The sequence below is a fragment of the Yersinia thracica genome, assembly GCF_902170565.1.
GTDB lineage: Bacteria > Pseudomonadota > Gammaproteobacteria > Enterobacterales > Enterobacteriaceae > Yersinia > Yersinia thracica.
In genome coordinates this window covers 89,520-113,730 of the sequence record NZ_CABHXX010000095.1, presented here as the reverse complement: position 1 = coordinate 113,730, position 24,211 = coordinate 89,520, and the positions used below count along the sequence as shown (strand labels likewise).

The following is a 24,211-nucleotide window of genomic DNA, read 5'->3' as shown; positions in this document are numbered from 1 at the left end:
CACCTGCCTGTTTACCGCGTTTTAATAACAAGGCGGTTACTCTGCTTCACTTCTTCCATAACCACATAAGTACGGGTGTCGTTGACTCCCGGTAAGCGAAGCAAGGTCTCACCGAGTAATGTACGGTAAGCAGACATGTCAGGTACACGGGTTTTCAACAAATAGTCGAAATCGCCGGAAACCAGGTGACACTCTTGAATTTCCTCAAGATTTTTTACAGCGGCATTAAATTGCTCAAACACATCCGGAGCGCCACGATTCAGAGTAATCTCAACGATAACCAGCAGTGATGCATCCAAATACTGTGGATTAAGCAGTGCGGTATAGCCATGAATGAAGCCCTGACGCTCTAAGCGGCGAACCCGTTCCAGACATGGTGTTGGTGACAACCCTACTCGTTTTGAAAGCTCAACGTTAGAGATACGCCCATCCTTTTGTAATTCATTCAGGATATTACGATCTATACGATCAAGCTCTTTCCCCGGGCGTTTTTTATTATCTATCATCTTATAATCTCTCTTAATTTCCTTGAGTCTGCGACATGCTCTCATTGACTATGAATTTTGAGCCTGCTACAGACACGACCCGCAGCCTGTTTTATGCAAATATATCAACACGTTGTTATCTCACACCCTGTCTGTCCAACTGTATGCGAGGTACTCGATGATTATTAGCGTTGAGGAAGAGATAGCGCATCACGAACAACAACAGAAACTCCCCCCTGCAGTTATCCGAGAACATATTCCACATGCCATCCAGCATTAATCGAAAACATTCCAGGGTTTTCGCTTGGTATCACTGACACCAAATCTGAAATTATGGCGCGCAGATAATTTCTTCTTCCTATGATGTTTTCGCAAATGCACAGCCGATTGTCAAAGTAAAAGAAGTTAAATCAGTACAACATGCCAGAATTAAAAATCAAGAACGCTTATCTTCGCTATTTTTTCATCCTAAATTTGCTATAAAATGATGCGAAAAAATGTGCCAAAATTGTTGATATTTCTTTAACCATCGCCCTGCAAGCCACATTTTTTATAGGGTCAAAGATTTTTAAGACTGTTTTACTCGTAACGTAGAAAGGAATTTTTATCTCTTTTGTGCTCTGCTCGACTTCGTTTTGCCCCTAACTGCTGGTTCTTGATACATTTAGCTCGTTAAATAGGCATTACCTATCAAACAAATCGCTAACAACATTTTTGTCTGCTTTTTTTAATGCTCGAACTTCCCTACAATCGTTAACATTGTCCGCCATTGTGGGAAAGAGGTATTCATGAGCACCGCTAAACATAGCAAATTGATTATTTTGGGTTCTGGTCCTGCGGGTTATACCGCAGCAGTTTATGCGGCACGTGCCAACCTGAGTCCTGTATTGATTACCGGAATGGAAAAAGGCGGTCAATTGACCACCACCACCGATGTCGAAAACTGGCCGGGTGATCCAGAAGGTCTCACCGGCCCGGCGCTGATGGAACGGATGCATGCACATGCAGAAAAATTCCAGACCGAAATTCTGTTCGACCACATCAATAAAGTCGACTTACAGAACCGCCCATTCCGCCTGTTTGGTGATGGTGCTGAATACACTTGCGATGCACTGATCATCGCAACCGGCGCATCTGCACGTTATCTCGGAATGGAATCGGAAGAAGCATTTAAGGGCAAAGGAGTTTCCGCCTGTGCAACTTGTGATGGTTTCTTCTATCGTAACCAAAAAGTTGCCGTAGTCGGCGGTGGCAATACTGCCGTTGAAGAAGCGCTGTATCTGGCAAATATTGCCGAGGAAGTTCACCTTATTCACCGCAGGGATAGCTTCCGTTCAGAAAAAATCCTGATCGACCGTCTGATGGAAAAAGTGAAGAACGGCAATATTGTGCTCCATACTGATCGCACCTTGGACGAAGTGCTGGGGGACAATATGGGCGTCACCGGCGTACGACTGAAGTCCACTAAAAACAGCGAAACTGAAGAGTTAGCGGTAGCCGGTGTATTCATTGCTATTGGTCATAGTCCTAACACCGCCATTTTTGGTGATCAATTAGCATTGGAAAATGGTTATATTAAAGTGCAGTCCGGTATTCAGGGCAATGCAACACAAACCTCAATTCCTGGTGTGTTTGCTGCGGGTGATGTTATGGACCATATCTATCGCCAGGCAATCACCTCCGCTGGCACCGGCTGTATGGCTGCGCTGGATGCAGAACGCTATCTGGATGGATTAGTTAACGACAAATAATCCATATCGATATCACAATTTCACCGAATACAGACGGGCAGCTAACAGATACGTGAGCCGCCCGTTTTTAATTTCTGTTGGCCCTTTATTTTGCATATCGGCATGTCAATGAAAAACAGCAAATTATAGATATCGACTAATGCGGCGACTATCACAAGCATTATGGTTTCCCCTCATGGCTTGACGAGGTAATATTGCCCCTCACTGGTTTGCCATCTTCAAAGGTGGCAAATATTTTTTGAAGCTTTCCCGTACCTTGCGCAGAAAATTACCCGATGAATAAAACACGACAGTATGAGTTGATTCGTTGGCTGAAAAAACAAAGCGCCCCCGCGCAACGTTGGCTCCGCCTGTCTATGCTACTTGGCCTCTTCAGTGGGTTACTGATTATTGCTCAGGCTTGGTTATTGGCCACCTTGCTGCAAGCGCTGATCATTGACAAAGTCCCGCGCGCGGAATTAATCACTGATTTTGGTTTGCTGGCTGGAACCTTCGCCGTACGCGCCGTGATCAGTTGGTTACGTGAGCGAGTAGGGTTTATTTGCGGCATGAAGGTACGTCAACAGATTCGCAAAATAGTATTAGATCGATTAGAGCAACTCGGCCCTGCTTGGGTAAAAGGCAAACCCGCCGGAAGTTGGGCAACGATTATTTTGGAACAGATTGAAGATATGCAGGATTACTATTCTCGCTATTTGCCGCAGATGTACTTGGCTGTCTTTATTCCAGTGCTTATTTTGATTGCTGTCTTCCCGATCAACTGGGCAGCAGGGTTAATTTTATTTGTCACTGCACCACTGATCCCTTTGTTTATGGTGCTGGTCGGAATGGGCGCTGCCGACGCCAACCGGCGTAATTTTGTCGCACTCGCTCGTCTGAGTGGTAACTTCCTCGACCGTTTGCGTGGTCTGGACACTTTACGTTTATTTAACCGCGCCAAAGCAGAAACAGACCAAATTCGTGAATCCTCAGAAGATTTCCGTCGTCGCACCATGGAAGTACTGCGTATGGCTTTCCTCTCTTCCGCTGTGCTGGAATTTTTCGCGGCAATATCCATCGCAGTCGTTGCTGTCTATTTTGGTTTTTCCTATTTAGGTGAATTGAATTTTGGCAGCTACGGCCTGGGTGTCACCCTGTTTTCTGGTTTTCTGGTTTTGATTTTGGCACCTGAATTCTTCCAGCCGCTACGAGACTTAGGTACGTTTTACCACGCCAAGGCGCAAGCTGTTGGTGCTGCTGAGTCATTGGTCACATTTTTAAGTAGCGAAAGTGAAACTATTGGTCGTGGCGATAAAGTTTTAGATGGCACTGATGCCATCACACTGGAAGCTGACGCGCTAGAAATCCTATCCCCCACGGGTACTCGCTTGGCTGGGCCACTGACCTTTTCTCTCTCTGCTGGCAAACGAGTTGCTATTGTTGGTTTAAGTGGGGCGGGTAAAAGCTCCTTGCTTAATTTGCTATTGGGCTTTTTACCTTATCGCGGCTCATTAAAAGTCAACAACATAGAACTGCGTGAACTGGATCCGCAAGCTTGGCGAAACCAGTTAAGTTGGGTCGGCCAAAATCCGCACTTACCGGAACAGACTCTGGTCGCCAATATTTTGCTGGGCCAACCTAGTGCTGACAATAACCAACTGCAACTGGCTATTGAGCGCGCATATATCAATGAATTCCTCAATGACTTACCACAAGGATTAGATACTGAAGTCGGTGACCATTCGGCGCGTCTTTCTGTTGGGCAAGCCCAGCGCGTTGCTGTTGCCAGATCATTACTCAACCCATGCCGACTTTTGCTACTAGACGAACCTACTGCCAGCTTGGATGCCCATAGTGAACAGTTGGTCATGAAAGCGCTGGAGGAAGCCTCCCGTAAGCAGACTACATTGCTGGTCACCCATCAGTTGGAAGATACGCTGGGGTATGATCAAATCTGGGTGATGGATAATGGCCTATTAATTCAGCAAGGAGATTACTCCAGCCTGAGTCAATCTGCCGGTTCATTTGCCAACCTGCTGTCCCATCGCAGTGAGGAGCTTTAATCATGCGAGCACTTCTCCCCTTTCTGGCATTGTATCGCCGTCATTGGTTCCTGATTTGCTTGGGTATTGTGTTGGCCATCATCACATTACTGGCCAGTATCGGGTTACTTACATTATCAGGCTGGTTCCTGGCTGGGACCGCGATTGCAGGCCCCGCTGGGTTGTATACTTTTAACTATCTGCTGCCTGCGGCAGGTGTTCGAGGTGCTGCGATTATCCGCACGGCTGGCCGTTATGCCGAGCGAGTTGTCAGCCATGACGCGACATTCCGAGTGCTGGCACATCTGCGGATCTTTGCATTCCAGAAAATATTACCCCTCTCCCCTGCTGGCATTGCTCGCTTTCGCCAAAGCGAATTGCTGAACCGCTTGGTTGCAGATGTCGACACACTCGATCATCTCTATCTGCGAGTAATCTCACCGCTGGTTGCCGCTATTGTCATCATCGCAACCGTCACATTTGGCCTGAGTTACATTGATGCCAATTTGGCCCTGACACTCGGTGCAATACTACTTGGGTTATTATTGTTAGTACCATTGATTTTCTATCGTGCAGGTAAGCCTATTGGCCGTGATTTAACAGATCTGCGCGGTCTTTATCGATCACAACTGACATCTTGGCTACAAGGCCAAGCCGAACTGTTAGTTTTCGGCGCATTACAACGTTTTCGCGCTTCATTGGAAGACATTGAACAGCGCTGGATGATCCGTCAGAGGCAGCAAGCATCCTTGGCTGGTTTAGCCCAAACTTTAATGATTCTCGCTTCAGGTCTGACAGTGACATTAATTTTATGGCTAGCTGCTGCGGGGATAAATGGTAACAACCAGCCAGGGGCATTGCTGGCCTTGTTTGTTTTCACATCATTAGCAGCTTTTGAAGCTCTGTTACCTGTGGCTGGCGCTTTCCAACACTTGGGGCAAGTTATCGCGTCGGCAACTCGTGTTGGTCAGTTAATGGAACAAAAGCCCGAAGTGACATTCCCAGTTACCGGCCCGGCAGTGGCCCAACAAGCTGCGCTAGAAGTGACAGGGTTGAGTTTTACTTACCCACAGCAGCCCTTGCCCGTTTTACAAAATATATCGCTGTCACTGGCCGCAGGGGAGCATATTGCGCTATTGGGCCGCACTGGTTGTGGTAAATCTACACTGTTGCAGTTATTAACTCGAGCATGGGATGCTAACGAAGGCATCATCTCGCTGAATGGGAAACCTTTAGCCAGCTATGATGAAGCTGCACTACGCCAAATGATGACAGTCGTCAGCCAACGGGTGCATATCTTTAGCAGTACATTGCGTGAAAACCTGCTGTTGGCCCACCCTGCTGCATCCGATGCTCAACTAAAAGTTGTTTTGGAGCAAGTTGGTTTGGCTAATTTGTTAGATAACAGTGAAGGGCTAAATGCCTGGATGGGGGATGGTGGTCGTCCATTATCTGGTGGTGAACAACGCCGTTTAGGAATTGCTCGTGCGTTGCTACATCCAGCGCCACTGCTACTCCTTGATGAACCTACCGAAGGGTTAGATGCGGAAACTGAACAACAGATTCTGACGTTATTGCGCCAGCACTGTCAGCATAAAAGTCTGATTATTGTGACTCATCGCTTGTATGGATTGGAGTATATGGATCGGATTTGTGTGATGGATGGCGGGAAAATAGTTGAGCAAGGCGGCCATCAAAGCTTATTGCAAAACAAGGGGCGCTACTACCAATTCCATCAACGGCATTAATACGAAGATTATATGTGAGTAATGCGACTGAATAATGGCAGGTAATCAACCAATTCATAGCTAATATTAAGTAAAACAACTGAAGCAAAGCAGTCTGGTTTGTTATAAATAATCAGAGACAAAGTCATTGAAGTTGCAATCAGGCCAAGCGAACGATAAATCGATTGGGGCAGTGTGTATGCCATCCCAGAATGGGTCTCAAAATTGTGGCTGATTAATCTCGATAAATTCGAACAACCAAGAGATTCACCGGTGATAACTTCTTATGAAACTTAGCGCCGAGAGCCAATGTCATTACGGATTACAAAAGCCTTGTAAAAGTGAAACTCGCAGGTGGGGCGAGTAACGGGTATTACTAGCAACAATGCAGTATCAAGTACCAAGAGTCTGCCCAGATGGGCCTGTATAGAGTCACCAAGGGGATTTATGCGCATCACACAGCTCTCTTCTCAATCATTTGCATTCCCCTCACCTGAGCTGGCTCTGCGCGAACCAAACGGATTGTTGGCCTTGGGAGGGGATTTATCCCCTCCCCGTTTGCTGGCAGCCTATGAACGGGGAATTTTTCCCTGGTTCAGTCCAGGGGAAATGATTTTATGGTGGTCACCTGACCCTCGCGCCGTATTGTATCCAGAAGATTTACATATCAGCCGGAGTATGCGGCGTTTTTTGCGCCACTGCCCTTATCAATTTACGATCAACCGTGCTTTTGAAGATGTTGTCCGCGCCTGTGCCACCCAACGTGATGAGGGAACCTGGATTGGTGATGATGTACAGCAAGCCTATTGCCATTTACATACATTAGGCCATGCCCATTCCGTAGAGGTTTGGTTGGAAAATGAACTGGTTGGTGGTTTGTACGGTATCTCAGTGGGCTCACTCTTTTGTGGTGAATCCATGTTTAGCTGGGCTAATAATGCCTCAAAGAGCGCTTTAATGGTTTTTTGCCATCATTTTACCCATCATGGTGGAGAACTGATTGACTGTCAGGTCCTCAACGCTCACACTGCGTCGCTGGGTGCGATTGAGATCCCACGAAACTTTTTTTTGCAGCAGTTGAGTCAACTCCAGTTTAGTCCACTACCGGCTGAATGCTGGTTACCGCAATCGTTGAATTTTTCATCCGCGATGCAGTAAAGCTCAACCGCTGAAAAGAACCCCACATTAGGCTTTATCCCCTCTTACCGGCAGACTAATTTTGCTGAAATGGTGCGATGACCGCCAACACTTCTTTACATAATGTGGGTTTTTCGGCATTATCTTGCCGGTAAAAAACTAAGGTAGTTACACCTAGAGGATTCGATGGCCAAAGAAGACAATATTGAAATGCAGGGCACCGTTCTTGATACGCTGCCGAACACCATGTTCCGCGTTGAATTGGAAAACGGGCACGTGGTAACCGCTCATATCTCCGGTAAAATGCGTAAAAACTATATCCGCATCCTGACGGGTGACAAAGTCACTGTAGAGCTGACCCCGTACGACCTGAGCAAAGGCCGCATTGTCTTCCGTAGCCGTTAATCGGCTAATCTGTCGCCAATTTAAAACTGGCGAGCTCTGAGGATGTAGTCCCCCTCCGACGCCCTTCCCATTTATGGCTAGGGCGTTTTGCGTTTTCTTTTATTTGTCGATTTAGTGCATTTATTCACCACACAAATAAAAGCAAAATGTGCAAAGAAATAAAAAGGGCGATAGCTAAACTAGCTTATCGCCCTTTATTTCGCTCTTAATTTGAAGCTTCCGCAAAGTTAGCGACTGGCTAACTTAGTGAACGGCACCTTCAGTTTTGCGTTTTTGCGCACTTTGGAACTCATAAGCCAACTGCTGTTTTTCTTTATCCAGCCCAACCGTGACCGAACCACCATCAACCAAAGAGCCGAACAACAACTCGTTTGCCAGTGGTTTCTTCAGGTTTTCCTGAATCACCCGAGCCATTGGCCGCGCACCCATCGCCTTGTCGTAGCCTTTATCAGATAACCAATTACGAGCTTCTTCACTAACTTCCAGTGACACACCTTTAGCATCTAATTGCGCCTGCAACTCAACAATAAATTTATCAACAACTTGCTGAATAACAGCTGGTGACAAGTGGTTGAACCAAATGATGTTATCTAACCGGTTACGGAACTCCGGAGTAAACACTTTTTTGATCTCTTCCAGCGCGTCAGTGCTGTTATCCTGCTGTTTAAAACCAATGGAAGTTCGCTGCGTTTCGCGCACACCCGCGTTGGTCGTCATCACCAGAATAACATTACGGAAATCGGCTTTACGACCATTGTTATCCGTCAGAGTCCCGTTATCCATCACCTGCAATAGCAGGTTAAACACGTCCGGGTGCGCCTTTTCAATTTCATCCAACAGCAGGACTGCATGAGGATGTTTGATAACCGCATCAGTCAATAGACCACCTTGATCGTAACCAACATACCCCGGAGGCGCACCAATCAGGCGGCTAACCGTATGACGCTCCATATATTCTGACATATCAAAGCGTAGCAGTTCGATGTCGAGCGCTTTGGCCAATTGCACTGTGACTTCTGTTTTACCGACCCCAGTTGGGCCTGCAAACAGGAATGACCCGACAGGTTTGTGCTCATGGCCCAAGCCCGCGCGGCTCATTTTAATGGCCTCAGATAACGCCTCAATAGCTTTATCCTGACCAAATACCAGCATATTCAAGCGGTCGCTCAGGTTTTTCAGCACATCTCGGTCACTGGCAGACACCGTTTTCTCTGGAATACGAGCGATACGGGCAACTACAGATTCGATATCCGACACATTGACCGTTTTCTTGCGTTTGTTGACTGGCATTAAGCGGCTACGAGCACCCGCCTCATCAATCACATCAATGGCTTTATCCGGCAAGTGACGGTCATTAATATATTTAACCGATAACTCCACCGCTGCGCGGATCGCTTTCGCGGTATAGCGCACATCATGATGCGCTTCATATTTCGGTTTCAGGCCATTGATAATCTGAACAGTTTCTTCCGGCGTCGGCTCAGTAATATCAATTTTTTGGAAACGCCGAGCCAGCGCACGATCTTTTTCAAAGATATTGCTGAATTCCTGATAAGTGGTGGAGCCAATGACCCGAATTTTGCCACTGGAAAGCAGTGGTTTAATCAGGTTAGCAGCATCTACTTGCCCACCAGAGGCGGCTCCCGCACCGATAATGGTATGAATTTCATCAATAAACAGGATGCTATCTTTGTCATTTTCCAACTGTTTCAGTAGCGCCTTGAAGCGTTTTTCAAAATCGCCACGATATTTGGTTCCGGCCAAAAGTGACCCAATATCCAATGAATATAATGTGCACTCTGACATGACTTCAGGAACATCGCCCTGCACGATACGCCAAGCCAAACCTTCGGCAATAGCAGTTTTACCGACACCAGATTCCCCCACGAGCAGCGGGTTATTTTTACGCCGGCGGCATAATACCTGAATAGCACGTTCCAACTCTTTATCACGACCGATAAGTGGGTCAATGCCGCCAACACGGGCCAGTTGATTCAGATTGGTGGTGAAGTTCTCCATACGGTCTTCCCCTCCTGCCTGCTCTTCATTCACCGGGTTTTCTGTATTCGGTGCCTGACCCGGTTCGTCCTTACGGGCGCCGTGGGAAATAAAGTTCACTACATCCAGACGACTAACATCATGCTTGCGCAGCAGATAGGCCGCCTGGGATTCTTGTTCACTGAAGATGGCAACCAATACGTTAGCACCGGTGACTTCATTACGCCCTGATGATTGGACGTGGAAGACCGCACGCTGTAACACGCGTTGGAAACTGAGCGTCGGCTGGGTGTCACGCTCTTCTTCACTGACCGGTAAAGTCGGTGTGGTTTGTTCGATAAACGCTTCCAGTTCCTGGCGTAATGCCACCAGATCAACTGAACACGCCTCCAGCGCTTCCCGCGCGGCTGGATTGCTCAGCAATGCCAGCAACAGGTGCTCCACGGTCATAAACTCGTGTCTGTGCTCACGCGCTCTGGCGAAAGCCATGTTGAGACTGAGTTCAAGTTCTTGATTGAGCATAGGCACCTCCCAATAGTTGCCTTAATCAGGCTTTTTCCAGCGTACAAAGCAACGGATGCTCGTTCTCCCTGGCGTATTGATTTACATGTGCGACTTTTGTTTCTGCCACCTCGGCAGTAAAAACACCACAAATCGCCTTTCCTTGATAATGCACATTGAGCATCAGTTGTGTTGCGCGTTCAATATCATAAGAAAAGAACTTTTGCAGAACGTCAATCACAAATTCCATCGGTGTGTAATCGTCGTTGTTAAGTATCACTTTATACATAGACGGCGGTTTGAGCGCCTCGATTTGTTTATCTTTGACTAAATGTTCAAAATTCAGCCAGTCGTTGTTCTTACCCATTACCTGCCCATCGTTTCACTGAACCACACAGGAGCAATACCTCACTCCGGTTATAAGACCATTTCATGCAGATATCTATTATTATTTTAACATCACTTATGCCATAACGCCGCCAGAGAAAGAAGTCGGCATTTTTACCTTAATAACGGTCAAATTGTATCCAAATAAAGACAATAGCGTTAGCTACATCAAACTTTGAAGAACTGCCCCGCATTGACAAAAGCCGCCCTCTTGACGTTAAGGCCATTTCCACTAAAGTGTATTTTCGTGAGCTGTTGGAGTTTTAACCAATTCGCGCTCACTTTAACCAGTTATTACCTCATCTCGAACTAAAATAGCCTTGCGAGGAACCTAGAAGTATGGAGACGGGTACTGTTAAATGGTTCAACAATGCCAAAGGTTTTGGCTTCATTTGCCCTGAGGGCGGCGGCGAAGATATATTCGCTCACTATTCAACTATCCAGATGGATGGATATCGAACGTTAAAAGCGGGCCAGATGGTTAACTTTGATGTCCATGAGGGGCCAAAAGGGAACCATGCCAGCCTGATTGTTCCACTCGGGCTGGATGTGATATTGCAAGAAGCCGTACCGCAGGAACTCGCTGTATTGGCCTAACACGGCACACTTACCTTCCTAAGCACCTTGGTGCACACCATCACCTAACCCTCTGGTGATAAAGGTATTTTCAACGCAACTTATTGCATTGCAACATCAATAACGGTTCAAAATGCCAGCCAAATAATGACTGGCATTTTTATTTCCAACACTTCTAATATGCGGCCATATAAACCAAGATCAATCCTCAGACCAATCTATTCACGCGCTAATGCATCAATAGGGTTTAGCCGAGCAGCGCTGCGCGCCGGTAAATAGCCGAATACAACCCCTATCACAGTTGAACACAAAAACGCACTGAACAATGCCATTGGCGGGAAAGCAATTTGCCAGTTAGGTAAAAACATCTCTACAATAAGGCCAATGGCGAAAGATAGCGAGATACCGAGTGCTCCCCCTACCAGGCAGACCAGAATAGCCTCTATGAGAAATTGCTGCATAACATCACTGGATCGCGCGCCTACCGCCATGCGGATACCTATTTCTCGGGTACGTTCAGTTACCGAGACTAACATAATATTCATCACACCAATCCCACCGACCACCAGTGAAATAACAGCCACTAATGTAAGGAACAACTGCATGGTGCGGGTAGTTTGCTCTGCGGTTTTCAGCAAGCTATCCATGTTGTAGGTAAATATATCCTTTTTACCATGGCGCATGGTTAGCAACCTAACCAACTGCTGTTCGGCTTCTTTACTGTTATAGCCTTCTTTAATCCGAATAGTGATCGAATCAAAGTAGGAACGGCCCATCAGCCGGCTCGCCATGGTGCTATAGGGCACCCATACCCGCAGCGCTTTGCTGCTGCCAAACATGGATTGTTTTTCTTCCACCACACCCACGATTGTAGCGGGCATATTGCCAATCAATATCACTTGCCCCACCACCTCTTTGAGGTGAGGAAACAGCCGACGTTGCGTATTGCGGTCAATAACCACCACTTGTGACTGACGCTCAACCTGCTCGCGGGTGATGGCAGTACCTTGTTCAAGCTTCATGCCATATACCCGGAAATATTGTTCACTAACCCCCGAGACACTGGCCGCCACATCAATATTGCCATAACGCAACCGCATACTGCCGGCGATAGTCGGGGACACCGCATTGACGTAAGACTGTGCTTTTAGCGCAGTCATATCGTCATAAACCAATGCCTGCCGGGTACTGGGGTCATCGTCGCCAAAGTCTTTACCGGGATAGATATCAATCGTGTTAGTCCCTATAGCCCTGATATCCGCCAGCACCAGTTGTTTAGCCGCGTCCCCAACCACCAATATGGAAACAACCGAGGCAATACCAATAATGATGCCTAACATAGTCAGGGCGGTACGCATTTTATTGGCCGACATTGCGCGCCAGGCCATTAATAGCGCCTCACGGAAACGCCCCGCTAATTGTTGCCATGAAGGTGCCGGTGGTGTCAGGCTAATTGCATCGGAAGTGCCAGCGTTTGACGTGGTTTTCGAACCAGAATCGGCCATAATGCGGCCATCTTTGATTTCAATAATCCGCTCAGCCTGAGCCGCAACAGTGGGGTCATGGGTAACAATAATGACCGTGTGCCCCTGCTGCTGAAGCTGTTTTAATATGGCCATGACTTCAACACTGGAATGGCTATCCAGCGCCCCTGTTGGCTCATCGGCAAGAATAACCTGGCCACCATTCATCAAGGCTCGGGCAATACTGACGCGCTGTTGTTGCCCGCCAGATAGCTGATTGGGCTGATAACTCACGCGATCCCCCAGCCCCAACCGGGTTAACAGCATGTTCGCTCGCTCGCGGCGTTCATTTTTACCCAAACCAGCATAGACCGCGGGGACTTCAACATTATGGGCCGCACTCAGATGAGGTAACAGGTGATAACGCTGGAAAATGAAACCGAAATGCTCACGGCGCAGTGCCGCTAGTGCGTCATTATCTAAGGCCGCGACATCTTGCCCTGCCACCCGATAAACACCTGCACTCGGTTTGTCCAGACAGCCGAGGATGTTCATCAGTGTCGATTTACCTGAGCCAGAAGCACCAATAATCGCCACCAGCTCACCTGCATTGATAGTCAGTGAGACATCCTGCAATACATCAACAGTTTCTTCGCCGGACTGATAGCTACGACGGATGCCTTTTAATTCAAGCAATGCCGTCATTACGCATCCTCCGTGCCGCCGCGGCTAACAATGACTTCCTCACCCACGCTCAAACCGGAAATAACCTGCGCATCGACGTTATTACGGATGCCAATAGTGACTTCGCGTTTTTCTTCTTTGCCGTCTTTCAGTACCGCGACTTGATAGCGATGAGTTCCCAGTTCATCACTTAATGCCGATAATGGGATAACTATTGCCTGCGAAACATTCGCCAGCTGAATCGATACTTGCGCGGTCATTTGCAATCGCAATAATCGATCTGGGTTAGGCACTTCAAAACGCGCAGAATAGAAAATCGCGTCATTGACCTTTTCCGGTGTAGGCTGGATGTCTTTTAATACCCCATCAAAGTGCTTTCCAGGATCACCCAAAACCGTGAACGAGGCTTTCATGCCGGGTTTTAAGTGGATCACGTCGGCTTCCGAGACCTGTGCATTCACCAGCATAGTGCTCATATCCGCTAGCGTCAGAATGTTAGGTGCCTGCTGCGCGGCAATGACGGTTTGGCCTTGTAAAGTGGTGATTTGCACCACATCGCCGTCCATCGGAGCCGAAATTTTGGTATAGTCCAAATTAATATTGGCAGTATCCAAACTAGCTTTGGCTTTATTAATTTGCGCATTAATGGTCTCAACTTGCGCTTTTTTCACTGCCAGTGTCGTGCTCGCCTGATCCAAATCTTGGCGTGACACCACCTGTAACTTCGCCAAATCTTGCTGACGACGCAGGGTTACTGTAGCCAATTGCAGCTCAGCTTTCGCTTGCCCCAACTGCGCATTCAAATCCTGTAATGTCGCTTCCACTTCTTTGATTTGGTTCTGCGCCTGTTGCGGATCAATCATCGCCAGCAATTGCCCTTGCTTGACTTGATCGCCAATTTCCACATACAGCTTTTCTAACTGGCCACTCACCTGAGCACCCACATCAACTTTGCGTACCGCATCAAGTTTACCGGTTGCCAATACATTCTGTTGCAGGTCACGGTTAGCCACTTTTACCGTTTGAAATTCAACCGGTATTGGCGCCATAAGGTGCCTGATAATGAAAAAACCGCCAATAATGAAAACGGTAATTGCGATAAGCCATCGGCGCTGACGTCTACTGAACTGCATCAAATCAATTACCTTCCTTAAATTGTAAATTATCCACCGGCTGAAAATAGCATCGGTAATGTTCATTTAACTAAACAACATATAAACACCCACCGGACTACAGTCGGAATCTAAGATGTATTGAGACTCTATTTAGTTCCCGTTTGTTCCAATAGCACGGGAAATACATTGATATAACGGACTTAGTCATGCACAACATTAATAACACCGCATTAATCCCTGACAATATTAACCGTTGGGGGTTAATCTCAATGCTGTTCAAAGGCAATCAAGCTCTGGGCGGCTCGTGGCAAGAATCCCAGTTTCGGCTTAAATTTATTGCCCGTGCCTTAATCAGCCCCAAACTGACCTTTAGCTTGTTAGGTGTATTGGTGAAGCAACCGTTTCTCAATAGCATCCTGCGTGCTCAACCGGATTTACCTTGCAAACTACACCGCCCTTATTTAGCTAACACGCTAAATAATAGGCAAAAACTGGCTGTACTACAGGATCATTTCCAGTTGGAAAATCAGTGTATGCCAGAATTATTACGCCGCAACTATCTACACCATTCGCCTTATAAACTCACTGAGTTAACGGGCAAGAATGAGGAAAAGTATTCCCTTTATTTGGGTGTTATTCCCAAACTCAATAAAGAGGGTGAAATTACTCTGATGCTTGCTAATGAGCAACAACAAACCCTGGCATTGCTCACATTCAGTCTCACTTATTATCAAAACCAAAAAACAGTGTTTATCGGTGGGTTGCAGGGGGCGGATCATGAAACACCGCACAGCGAAATTCAGGCCTGCACTAAAGCTTGCTATGGGTTATTTCCGAAACGTTTAGTCTTGGAAGCCACCTGTTTGCTGGCGGAGCTGATGGGGATAACACAGATTATGGCGGTAGGTAACAGCACGCATATTTATCAGAACTGGCGCTATCGGGCGAAAAAGAAAGATAAATTACATGCTGATTACGATAATTTCTGGATCTCACTGGGCGGAGAACAAAGCGCAGAAGGCTATTTCAATTTGCCCGCCAGAATTGCACGTAAGCCTATTGAGGATATCCCAAGTAAAAAACGCGCGGAATATCGTCGCCGTTATCAGCTCCTTGAGCAACTCGAACATGGCTTAGCCACGCATTTTCCGCGCGGCTAGAGATGTCTAAAAAGCCCCGCTAGTCAGCCCGGCCACGCGCCAGCCAGACTACGCGGGAAAACATTTTTTTCAGCAGCGGGGGGATAAACTCAACGCCCCGCTCTCTGGCATAGCTGGTCACCTCAATGGCTAAATCCGGCTTCGAAGTGCGATGAATCGCTTTTTCAATCACTCTGCGTGGCTGCATTTTAGCATTTGCAGGAATACCAGATATCCGGTGATATACCTCATCAAAACCTGATCGATATAAAAAGTGCTCCATATCCGGGGCGGGTAAAATGGTCAAACGATCACGCTCATGATCACGTCCATCATCCGCCATGGTGCGTACAGTCGCCGCATACTTTTTTCCTGCATCATCGCCATCAGTCAGGACATGCCATTGTATTCCCATTCTGTTGGCAAACTTCAGTAACGGGCGCAGGCCGCTCTGAGCAAATTCAATCACTTTTACCCCTTCTGCTTCAAAGTGATAGCCGCATTGGCGGGCAAGATCATTAAGTAACCAAATTTCAGTTTCCCCCTCAACCATCAGCCAGCAACGGGCAAATAAAGCAGAGGGACGATTGAAACGAATATGAAAAGCAATGCGGCGGCTATCTTCGGCACTCATTCCGCGAGGGCCAATGCGGTAAGTCGCGACCCGGGACGATTCGCGCACTAATCGACAAATGCTCTCTACCGGCACTAATGAAATTAACTCTCCCGAATTTGTCGTGGTGATGCGCTGGAGAGGAAGTTGGCTGAGTAACCCCCAAGCGACGGACAACATAATCGGGTGTAAACGCGTTTCCGGGTCTTCCACCAGCAGTAATGGGCGGGCATGGGGATCAAGGCTTAATGACCCTTTTGCTTGCAGTAATGTTGAAAACATTCCCAAAAGTATCAATCTCATACTGCGGCTATTTGGCTCAGCCACCATACGGTTGATGCTATCGAGAGCGAGCCAGGCTTCGCGCTCAGGTTGCGGGCGATGGTGGTTACGCAGCCCCACAGACTGCGAACCTTGTTCGGCAAAATAGTGCTCTAGCAGTTGGCGCATCGCCTCCAACCCCTGGCGCAATTCGGCATTAGTCAATTTCTGTGGGCGACGAACCAATTCGCGGCTTAATTGATCCAATTGCTGGTTCAACAGCATGTTATCCGGCTGATGCACTTTATCCAGTTGATTCACTTTATCCAGCTGATAGCTCTTTTCGGGGGTAGTGCTACGCAGCCGGCGGATAAAACGCGCATCTCGCAGACGTAATACCGGATGAATGCGAATCACCCCACGCGCCAACTTTTCGATATCGTGTAATTCCAGTGGACGCCCGTCTAAATCAAGGAAAGTGCGCCAGGTACACACGGTGCCATCGTCAGCTAATTCACCTTCAATTCGATAATAAATACGGTGTAAACCATCGTTATTTTTTATCCAGAGCGGGGATAACTGGCGATAGCGGGGAGCGCGCCAATGGCCAATATCTTTCTCGCAAAAGGTGAAAATAATTTGTAAATGACGTTCTTTAGCATTCTCATCGCCTGCCGGATGATAAAAATCCTGCGAGGTAAAATGATAAAGTTGAGGTTCGGGGGACAAAAGTAACGTAAGGGCATCTAATAAGCTGGATTTACCCCAGGCATTCTCACCGATCAGCACTGTATTATCATCAAGGTTCAATGAAATACGGTTAATACCGCGAAAACCGACAATATCTACACGCTCAAGATACATGCTACGCCTCCGGTGCGAATTTATTCATACTGATACTATCAGATTACAGAGTTAACCTATTACTTGATTATCTGAGACAAAAAACCTTATAGGTCAAATAATACGGCAGTCGGTGCGCTTTACTCTTTCCCTGATTTTAGATAGTTTATTGCGCCACAGCCCATTATTTATCTGCTCATGATACCCAAAATGGGTGTTTCTTTAGCTGCAAAGCAGGACGGTATAACTCGTGTATTCAGGATTGTTAATCATTCTTTTGCCGTTAATTCTTGGTTATCTCATCCCACTTAGCCGCAAAACATTAATTCAATTGATCAACCGCTTATTAAGCTGGATGGTCTACGTTATTTTATTCTTTATGGGTATCAGCCTGGCGTTTCTGGAAAACCTTAGTGCGAACCTATTGCTTATTTTCCAATATACTGGCGTCTTTTTCCTGTGTATTTTTTGTGCCAATTTACTGGCGCTATTTTTACTTGAACGCAAGACACCGTGGAAAAATACCCACCGCCAGGAAGTATTACCATCGCGCCTGCATATGGCGCTGGAATCATTGAAATTATGCGGCGTAGTGATTGTCGGCTTCTTACTGGGATTGAGCCAATGGGAGTGGTTGCAATTTGCGGCGAAAGGCAGTGAATTGGCGCTGATCTTCTTACTGTTCTTGGTCGGAATTCAATTGCGTAACAGCGGTATGACGCTACGCCAGATTGTATTGAACCGCCGTGGCGCTATTGTGGCCCTTGTCGTGGCGTTTAGTGCATTGGCTGGCGGAATGCTTGCCGCTATATTGATGGATTTACCTATTAAGACCGGGCTGGCGATGGCGTCTGGTTTTGGCTGGTATTCATTATCAGGTATTTTATTGACTGATTCATTCGGCCCGGTCATTGGAAGTGCCGCATTCTTCAACGATTTAGCCCGTGAATTGGTGGCCATCATGCTGATTCCAACACTGGTGCGCAGTAGCCGCTCTAGCGCGTTGGGCTTATGCGGCGCGACCTCAATGGACTTCACTCTGCCAGTATTACAGCGCAGTGGTGGGCTGGAAATGGTGCCGGCAGCTATCGTACACGGTTTCTTACTGAGCTTGCTTGCGCCAATATTGATTGCTTTCTTCTCTTCCTAATTCTTTTTGTGCGCAGTGAGCCTCTGGGTTCACTGCGTCATGCCCCACCAGCAATAGTGAATGAATTCTCATTCGCAGCAAAACTTGCGCCAAATCAAAACAAGTTAAAGTTGCATTAAAAAAGCCTTTTTAAACCCCTTGCCCACCTCTATGCTTTTAAACACGCATTACAAATGCAACTTTAAAAGGAAAAATAATTATGTTCTGTGTGCAATGTGAACAAACCATCCGAACGCCGGTAGCTAATGGCTGCTCTTACGCACAAGGGATGTGCGGCAAAACCGCCGAAACATCTGATTTACAAGACTTATTAGTTGCTGTATTGCAAGGCCTTTCCGCTTGGGCATTAACCGCCCGCGAGTTGGGCATTATTGATCATGAGATTGACAGCTTTGCACCCAGAGCCTTTTTCTCCACACTGACCAATGTGAACTTTGACTCAGACCGCATCGTCGGTTATGCCAAAGAAGCCATTTTATTGCGCCAATCATTAGCCATTCGCTGCCGTCTCATTGACCACCAGATTGCAGTCGATCACCCGTTGGCCGAGCTACAACTGGTGTCTGACGACATCCCTACCCTGCAACAACAAGCGCAGCAATTTGCTCTTAATACTGATAAAGCCGAGGTCGGTAATGATATTCATGGCCTGCGAATGTTGTGTTTGTATGGACTAAAAGGAGCCGCGGCTTACATGGAACACGCCCATGTACTGGGCCAGTTTGATGAACAAATTTACGCGGATTATCATGCCTATATGGCTTGGTTAGGTACCCAACCGCGTGATGTCGATACCTTACTGAATAACGCCATGGGCATTGGCAAAATGAACTTCAATGTCATGGCTATTTTGGATCACGGCGAAACTCAAGCTTACGGCGATCCGCAACCCACTGCCGTTAACGTGCGCCCTGTCGCTGGTAAAGCTATTCTAATTTCTGGGCATGATCTCAAAGACTTACAAATGTTACTGGAACAGACTCAGGGAACCGGGGTGAATATTTATACTCACGGCGAAATGCTGCCCGCTCACGGTTACCCAGAGTTAAAACGCTACTCGCATCTGGTCGGTAACTACGGCAGTGGCTGGCAGAACCAGCAAACAGAGTTTGCTAAATTCCCCGGCCCAATCCTGATGACATCCAACTGTATCATTGACCCGAATGTAGGCCATTACGGAGACCGCATTTGGACTCGTAGTATTGTTGGCTGGCCGGGTGTCAATCACTTGGAAGGCGAGGATTTCGCACAAGTTATTGAACAAGCACTGGGCATGGCGGGGTTCCCATACAATGAGCTGGAACACCTGATTACTGTCGGCTTTGGCCGCCAAACCTTACTCAATGCCGCGGATACTGTCATTGATCTGGTTGCGACGAAAAAACTGCGCCATGTCTTTTTAGTTGGCGGCTGTGATGGTAGCCGCACAGAACGCAGCTATTTCACCGATTTTGCCCGCAGTGTTCCGCAAGATTGCATCATCATGACCTTAGCTTGTGGGAAATATCGCTTCAATAAACTGGACTTCGGGACTTTAGAAGGCTTGCCGCGCCTGCTGGATGTCGGCCAATGCAATGATGCTTATTCTGCGATTATGCTGGCGGTTAAGTTGTCAGAAAAACTGGGTTGCACCGTCAATGACCTGCCTCTCAGCTTGGTGCTGTCATGGTTTGAACAAAAAGCCATTGTTATTCTGCTGACCTTACTGTCATTGGGGGTGAAGAATATTTACACCGGCCCGACCGCGCCGGGTTTCTTGACCGACAACTTGATGGCAATTCTCTATGAGAAATTTGGTATGCGGCCAATCACTACCGTAGAACAAGATATGAATGCGATTTTAGGTCATTAAATCACCGCTTTATGCCCGGCCAATGCGCTTTATTACCACTGGCTGGGCATCGATCCTATTTTTGCCAGAAATGACCTGCTTTGTTGTGAGGCCCCGATGACTGATTTTATCCCTACTGACTGCCCAACCGCCCTCTGTCCTAACCGCATGCAAGTTCACTCCATGGTGCAAGAAACGCCAGATGTCTGGAGCTTGCGGTTGATTAATCATGACTTTTACCCTTATTTGCCGGGGCAATATGCTTTGGTGAGCATTCGTAATAGTGATGAAACCCTGCGCGCTTATACACTTTCCTCCACGCCCGGTTTAACGCCATTTATCCAACTCACCGTGCGCTGCTTAACCGGTGGCGAAGGCTCACAATGGCTGACTCAGCAGGTCAAAGAGGGAGATTATCTGTGGTTATCGGATGCTCAGGGCGAGTTTACCTGCGCCAATTTTGATGATGACCATTACCTGATGCTAGCCGCTGGCTGCGGTGTTACGCCCGTAATGTCGATGTGCCGCTATTTATTAGCCCAGCGCCCCAAAGCCGATATCCGCGTAATTTTTAATGTTCGTTCACCGGCAGATGTGATTTTTGCAGATGCCTGGCAACTGTTGTCACAGCGCTATCCACAGCAATTACAACTGACATTAATGGCTGAATCAGGTGCAACAGAGGGATTTATTGCCGGACGAATTAATGCTCAGATCATGCAACAGGTCGCTCCCGATATTGCTCACCGCCGGGTGATGACTTGCGGGCCTGCGCCTTATATGGATTGGGTTGAGCAGTATTGCCGCGAACAAGCTGTTCCGAGTGATCATTTCCAGAGAGAGCAATTCCGACCTGCTGATGAAGTTATCGATGCCAGCAATGAATTGACGATGACTATCAGTCACCCGCTACGCAGTGTGCAAGTTCCGGTGGGCACTTCACTGTTATTTGCTTTAGAGCAACACAAAGTACCGGTGATGGCAGCTTGCCGCGCGGGTGTTTGCGGCTCATGTAAAACGCGCATTTTGCACGGCGAATACACCACCACCAGCACCATGACACTGACACCGGAGGAAATCGCCCAGGGTTATGTTCTGGCATGCAGTTGCCAGTTGCAGGGGGATATCCAACTGGCTTGATAGCATTATTCTTGCTCTATTCATGTTGTTAATAGGGCAGGAATCGTCAAACGCGCCATACTTTGACCTCATAGAATAATGACTCGCCATTAATCCTTGAGGGGCAACTATGAAGCAAACCGTGGCAACATTGGTCGCAAAAACGTTGGAACAAGCCGGAGTTAAGCGCATTTGGGGGGTCACCGGTGACTCACTCAATGGTCTGAGTGATAGCCTGCACCGCATGGGAACTATTGAGTGGTTGGGAACTCGCCATGAAGAGGTTGCCGCCTTTGCTGCGGGCGCTGAAGCCCAACTCACCGGGCAACTCGCGGTCTGTGCGGGGTCCTGTGGCCCCGGAAATTTGCATCTGATTAATGGTTTATTTGATTGCCATCGTAATCATGTTCCAGTGCTGGCAATCGCCGCGCATATTCCCTCAAGTGAAATCGGCAGCGGATATTTTCAAGAAACCCACCCACAAGAACTGTTCCGCGAATGCAGCCATTACTGTGAATTGGTGTCGAATCCTGAACAATTACCCCGCGTGTTAGAAATTGCCATGCGCAAAGCCATCCTTAACCGCGGTGTTTCCGTGATTGTGCTGCCGGGTGATGTCGCGCTCCAGCCCGCCCCAGAAGATGCCGCCGTGGTGTGGCAAACCCCTAAATTGCCGTTAGTTCAGCCACTTATGAGTGAGTTGAATATTCTGGCTGAGATTTTGAATAAAACCAAAAATATCACGCTAATGTGCGGCAGTGGTTGCGCAGATGCCCATGATGAAGTGGTAAAACTGGCCGAAATGCTGCAAGCCCCGGTGGTGCATGCCCTACGGGGTAAAGAACATATTGAGTGGGACAATCCTTACAGCGTCGGCATGACCGGGCTGATTGGTTTCGCCTCCGGCTATCATGCCATGATGAATGCCGATACCTTGGTGCTACTGGGGACTCAATTTCCTTACCGCGCATTTTATCCTACCCACGCAAACATCATCCAGATTGATATCAGCCCCGGCAGCATCGGCGCTCACTGCCAGGTCAATATGGCGCTGGTAGGTGATATTAAAACCACCCTCGGCGCGCTGTTACCGCAGTTAGACGCTAAAAGTGATAATGCGTTTTTGACCAAGGCGCTCGACCACTATCGCACCACCCGCAAAGATCTCGACGGGCTGGCAACCGCCAATGACAATCAGCCGATTCATCCACAATATCTGGCGCAACAAATCAGCCGCCATGCTACCGATGACGCCATTTTCACCTGTGATGTTGGCACCCCGACCGTGTGGGCGGCGCGTTATCTGGAGATGAACGGAAAGCGCCGTTTGCTCGGCTCGTTTAACCATGGCTCGATGGCCAACGCTATGCCACAAGCCATCGGTGCGCAAGCCACCGACCCGAACCGGCAAGTGGTGGCGTTATGCGGAGACGGCGGTTTCACCATGTTAATGGGGGATTTTCTCACTCTGGCACAACTAAAATTACCGGTGAAAATTGTGGTATTTAATAACAGTGTACTGGGCTTTGTTGCGATGGAAATGAAGGCCGGTGGCTATTTGACAGATGGCACAGACCTACATAACCCAGACTTTGCCGCCATCGCCAATGCGGCGGGAATTAAAGGTATTCGAGTAGAAAAAGCCTCCGAACTGGATGCCGCGCTGGAAAGTGCTTTTGCGCATCCGGGGCCGGTGTTGGTGGATGTGGTCACTGCCAAGCAAGAATTGTCGATGCCACCGCAAATCAAGTTTGAGCAAGCTAAAGGATTCAGTCTGTATATGCTTAGGGCCATCATTAATGGCCGGGGTGATGAAGTCGTGGAATTGGCGAAAACCAACTGGCTGCGTTGATAAAATACCTTTCATTCTATAAAAACCGCAATTTATCCTACTCCAGTGGCCGGTTTTATACCGGTCGCTGGGCAAATAATTCTTGTATTTTTCCCATTCAGTTAACAGTTTTTACATCATATACAGATAAAAATTAAGCAGCCGCATGAGGCTGTTTTATTTAAATCCTCATTCATAATGTACGGCGTAAATTCACAATAAAATCGAATTTGTATTGGGGATAAATGAAATGGCAAAAAGCACCATGTCAGATTTCTCACCCTCGGCTGAGCTGATCTGCATACTCAGAGCAAAGTCTTACAGTGAGAAAAAAGAGGGATACAAGACAGATGACTATATCTCGCTATTAATTTCGCACTCTTTGAACTCTTTTTTTGCAATGACACAAAAATCATTTTTGATGCCGGGCAATATTCTCTCGCCACAGATACCTGCGGGCAGCTATGAATTTTTAATTAGCCGAATAAAATACATTGATGAATTCTTTCAATTACGTGCCAGTGAATTCTCCAACATTTTTATTCTGGGGGCCGGTTTTGATTCCAGGGCTATTCGCTTTCAAAATCAGCTACAACAAAGCAGGGTTTATGAGCTTGACCACTCAGTATCTCAGAGCAATAAAAAAGCAAAATTACAAGAGCTTAGCATCCAAAGCCCACAAAATTTACATTATATTCCCATTGATTTTAATCAACAGAGTTTGACCGATATCTTACAAGAACTGCCGATCAAAAAAGGAGAAAAAAGCCTCTTTATCCTCGAGGGGCTAATTATGTATCTCTCACCCAGCACGGTAGACAGTATTTTTTCAGCCATCGGCAATTGTGCGCCTGCCGGCAGTGAAATCATTTTCGATTATGTCTATTCCGATGTCCTCACCGGAGAGAATACTTCATATGGTTCGAGAGAGGTTTTCGAGGGATTAAAAAATATTGGCGAGCATTGGACTTTTGGCATCGAAAAAGGAGGTTTGGCGACATTTCTTAATAAACACCATATAAAGCTGTATGACGAAGCGGATGCCAATATTCTGGAGCAGCGTTTTTTCACTAATAAACAAGGGGAATCACTCGGGAAACTGAATAAAGCGCTAGCCATTGCACACGGGATTAAATGAAAATCAGAATAAAATCAGCAAATAATCTTTTCTCGG

18 protein-coding genes are annotated in these 24,211 nt (G+C 47.3%); 12 read left to right on the top strand and 6 right to left on the bottom strand.

What is annotated here, in order from left to right:
* Nucleotides 1-11 precede the first annotated feature (11 nt).
* Complete coding sequence (gene lrp / locus FTA91_RS13490; protein WP_002211340.1) at nt 12-506, bottom strand: leucine-responsive transcriptional regulator Lrp; 495 nt, start codon at nt 504-506, stop codon at nt 12-14.
* A 767-nt stretch (nt 507-1,273) separates the two neighbouring features.
* Here lrp and trxB point away from each other — a divergent pair.
* From trxB to infA, 5 genes are all read left to right on the top strand, one after another.
* Nucleotides 1,274-2,236 (top strand): thioredoxin-disulfide reductase, encoded by a 963-nt coding sequence (trxB, locus tag FTA91_RS13485; protein WP_038632072.1) that lies wholly within the window; start codon nt 1,274-1,276, stop codon nt 2,234-2,236.
* Between the two features lie 275 nt (nt 2,237-2,511).
* The gene (gene cydD, locus FTA91_RS13480) at nt 2,512-4,278 is read left to right on the top strand and encodes a heme ABC transporter permease/ATP-binding protein CydD (protein ID WP_050113108.1); all 1,767 of its coding nucleotides are present in this window, start codon (nt 2,512-2,514) and stop codon (nt 4,276-4,278) included.
* Nucleotides 4,279-4,280: 2 nt separating this feature from the next.
* Nucleotides 4,281-6,005 (top strand): heme ABC transporter ATP-binding protein/permease CydC, encoded by a 1,725-nt coding sequence (gene cydC / locus FTA91_RS13475; RefSeq protein WP_145583491.1) that lies wholly within the window; start codon nt 4,281-4,283, stop codon nt 6,003-6,005.
* Between the two features lie 426 nt (nt 6,006-6,431).
* Nucleotides 6,432-7,142, top strand: a complete 711-nt coding sequence (aat, locus tag FTA91_RS13470; protein WP_145583489.1) for a leucyl/phenylalanyl-tRNA--protein transferase — start codon at nt 6,432-6,434, stop codon at nt 7,140-7,142.
* 165 nt (nt 7,143-7,307) lie between these two features.
* The gene (gene infA, locus FTA91_RS13465) at nt 7,308-7,526 is read left to right on the top strand and encodes a translation initiation factor IF-1 (RefSeq protein ID WP_002211347.1); all 219 of its coding nucleotides are present in this window, start codon (nt 7,308-7,310) and stop codon (nt 7,524-7,526) included.
* A gap of 243 nt (nt 7,527-7,769) precedes the next feature.
* On the opposite strand, the gene clpA is transcribed toward infA, so the two are convergent.
* Both clpA and clpS read right to left on the bottom strand, forming a co-directional pair.
* Nucleotides 7,770-10,046, bottom strand: a complete 2,277-nt coding sequence (gene clpA / locus FTA91_RS13460) for an ATP-dependent Clp protease ATP-binding subunit ClpA (RefSeq protein WP_050113103.1) — start codon at nt 10,044-10,046, stop codon at nt 7,770-7,772.
* Between the two features lie 25 nt (nt 10,047-10,071).
* Nucleotides 10,072-10,392: an ATP-dependent Clp protease adapter ClpS gene (gene clpS / locus FTA91_RS13455; protein ID WP_004389612.1), complete on the bottom strand. Its 321-nt coding sequence runs from the start codon at nt 10,390-10,392 to the stop codon at nt 10,072-10,074.
* 359 nt (nt 10,393-10,751) lie between these two features.
* Between clpS and cspD the strand changes: the two genes are divergently transcribed.
* Nucleotides 10,752-11,009, top strand: a complete 258-nt coding sequence (gene cspD, locus FTA91_RS13450; RefSeq protein WP_050113101.1) for a cold shock-like protein CspD — start codon at nt 10,752-10,754, stop codon at nt 11,007-11,009.
* Nucleotides 11,010-11,206: 197 nt separating this feature from the next.
* Here the strand turns inward: cspD and macB are convergent, their stop codons facing one another.
* Nucleotides 11,207-13,156: a macrolide ABC transporter ATP-binding protein/permease MacB gene (gene macB, locus FTA91_RS13445; protein WP_145583488.1), complete on the bottom strand. Its 1,950-nt coding sequence runs from the start codon at nt 13,154-13,156 to the stop codon at nt 11,207-11,209.
* Nucleotides 13,156-14,268 carry a macrolide transporter subunit MacA gene (gene macA / locus FTA91_RS13440; protein WP_174634895.1) on the bottom strand — a complete coding sequence of 371 codons (1,113 nt, stop codon included), beginning with the start codon at nt 14,266-14,268 and terminating at the stop codon, nt 13,156-13,158. Before macA ends, macB begins: the two co-directional genes overlap by 1 nt.
* Before the next feature lie 188 nt (nt 14,269-14,456).
* Here macA and FTA91_RS13435 point away from each other — a divergent pair, with 188 nt between their 5' ends.
* Nucleotides 14,457-15,410, top strand: a complete 954-nt coding sequence (locus FTA91_RS13435; RefSeq protein WP_050113098.1) for a VirK/YbjX family protein — start codon at nt 14,457-14,459, stop codon at nt 15,408-15,410.
* Between the two features lie 19 nt (nt 15,411-15,429).
* On the opposite strand, the gene FTA91_RS13430 is transcribed toward FTA91_RS13435, so the two are convergent.
* On the bottom strand, nt 15,430-17,127 hold the full coding sequence (locus tag FTA91_RS13430; RefSeq protein ID WP_050113096.1) for an ATP-dependent endonuclease: 1,698 nt from the start codon (nt 17,125-17,127) through the stop codon (nt 15,430-15,432).
* Nucleotides 17,128-17,356: 229 nt separating this feature from the next.
* Between FTA91_RS13430 and FTA91_RS13425 the strand changes: the two genes are divergently transcribed.
* The 5 genes from FTA91_RS13425 (at nt 17,357) to FTA91_RS13405 (ending at nt 24,175) form a co-directional block, all read left to right on the top strand.
* Entirely contained in the window at nt 17,357-18,256 is a 900-nt protein-coding gene (locus FTA91_RS13425) for a LysO family transporter (RefSeq protein ID WP_050113094.1), read from the top strand.
* 199 nt (nt 18,257-18,455) lie between these two features.
* Nucleotides 18,456-20,108, top strand: coding sequence for a hydroxylamine reductase (hcp, locus tag FTA91_RS13420; protein ID WP_222423190.1), 1,653 nt, complete (start codon nt 18,456-18,458; stop codon nt 20,106-20,108).
* A 96-nt stretch (nt 20,109-20,204) separates the two neighbouring features.
* Nucleotides 20,205-21,227 carry an NADH oxidoreductase gene (gene hcr, locus FTA91_RS13415; protein ID WP_050113090.1) on the top strand — a complete coding sequence of 341 codons (1,023 nt, stop codon included), beginning with the start codon at nt 20,205-20,207 and terminating at the stop codon, nt 21,225-21,227.
* Nucleotides 21,228-21,336: 109 nt separating this feature from the next.
* The gene (gene poxB, locus FTA91_RS13410) at nt 21,337-23,058 is read left to right on the top strand and encodes a ubiquinone-dependent pyruvate dehydrogenase (protein WP_145583484.1); all 1,722 of its coding nucleotides are present in this window, start codon (nt 21,337-21,339) and stop codon (nt 23,056-23,058) included.
* A 229-nt stretch (nt 23,059-23,287) separates the two neighbouring features.
* Entirely contained in the window at nt 23,288-24,175 is an 888-nt protein-coding gene (locus FTA91_RS13405) for a class I SAM-dependent methyltransferase (RefSeq protein WP_050113086.1), read from the top strand.
* Nucleotides 24,176-24,211 lie beyond the last annotated feature (36 nt).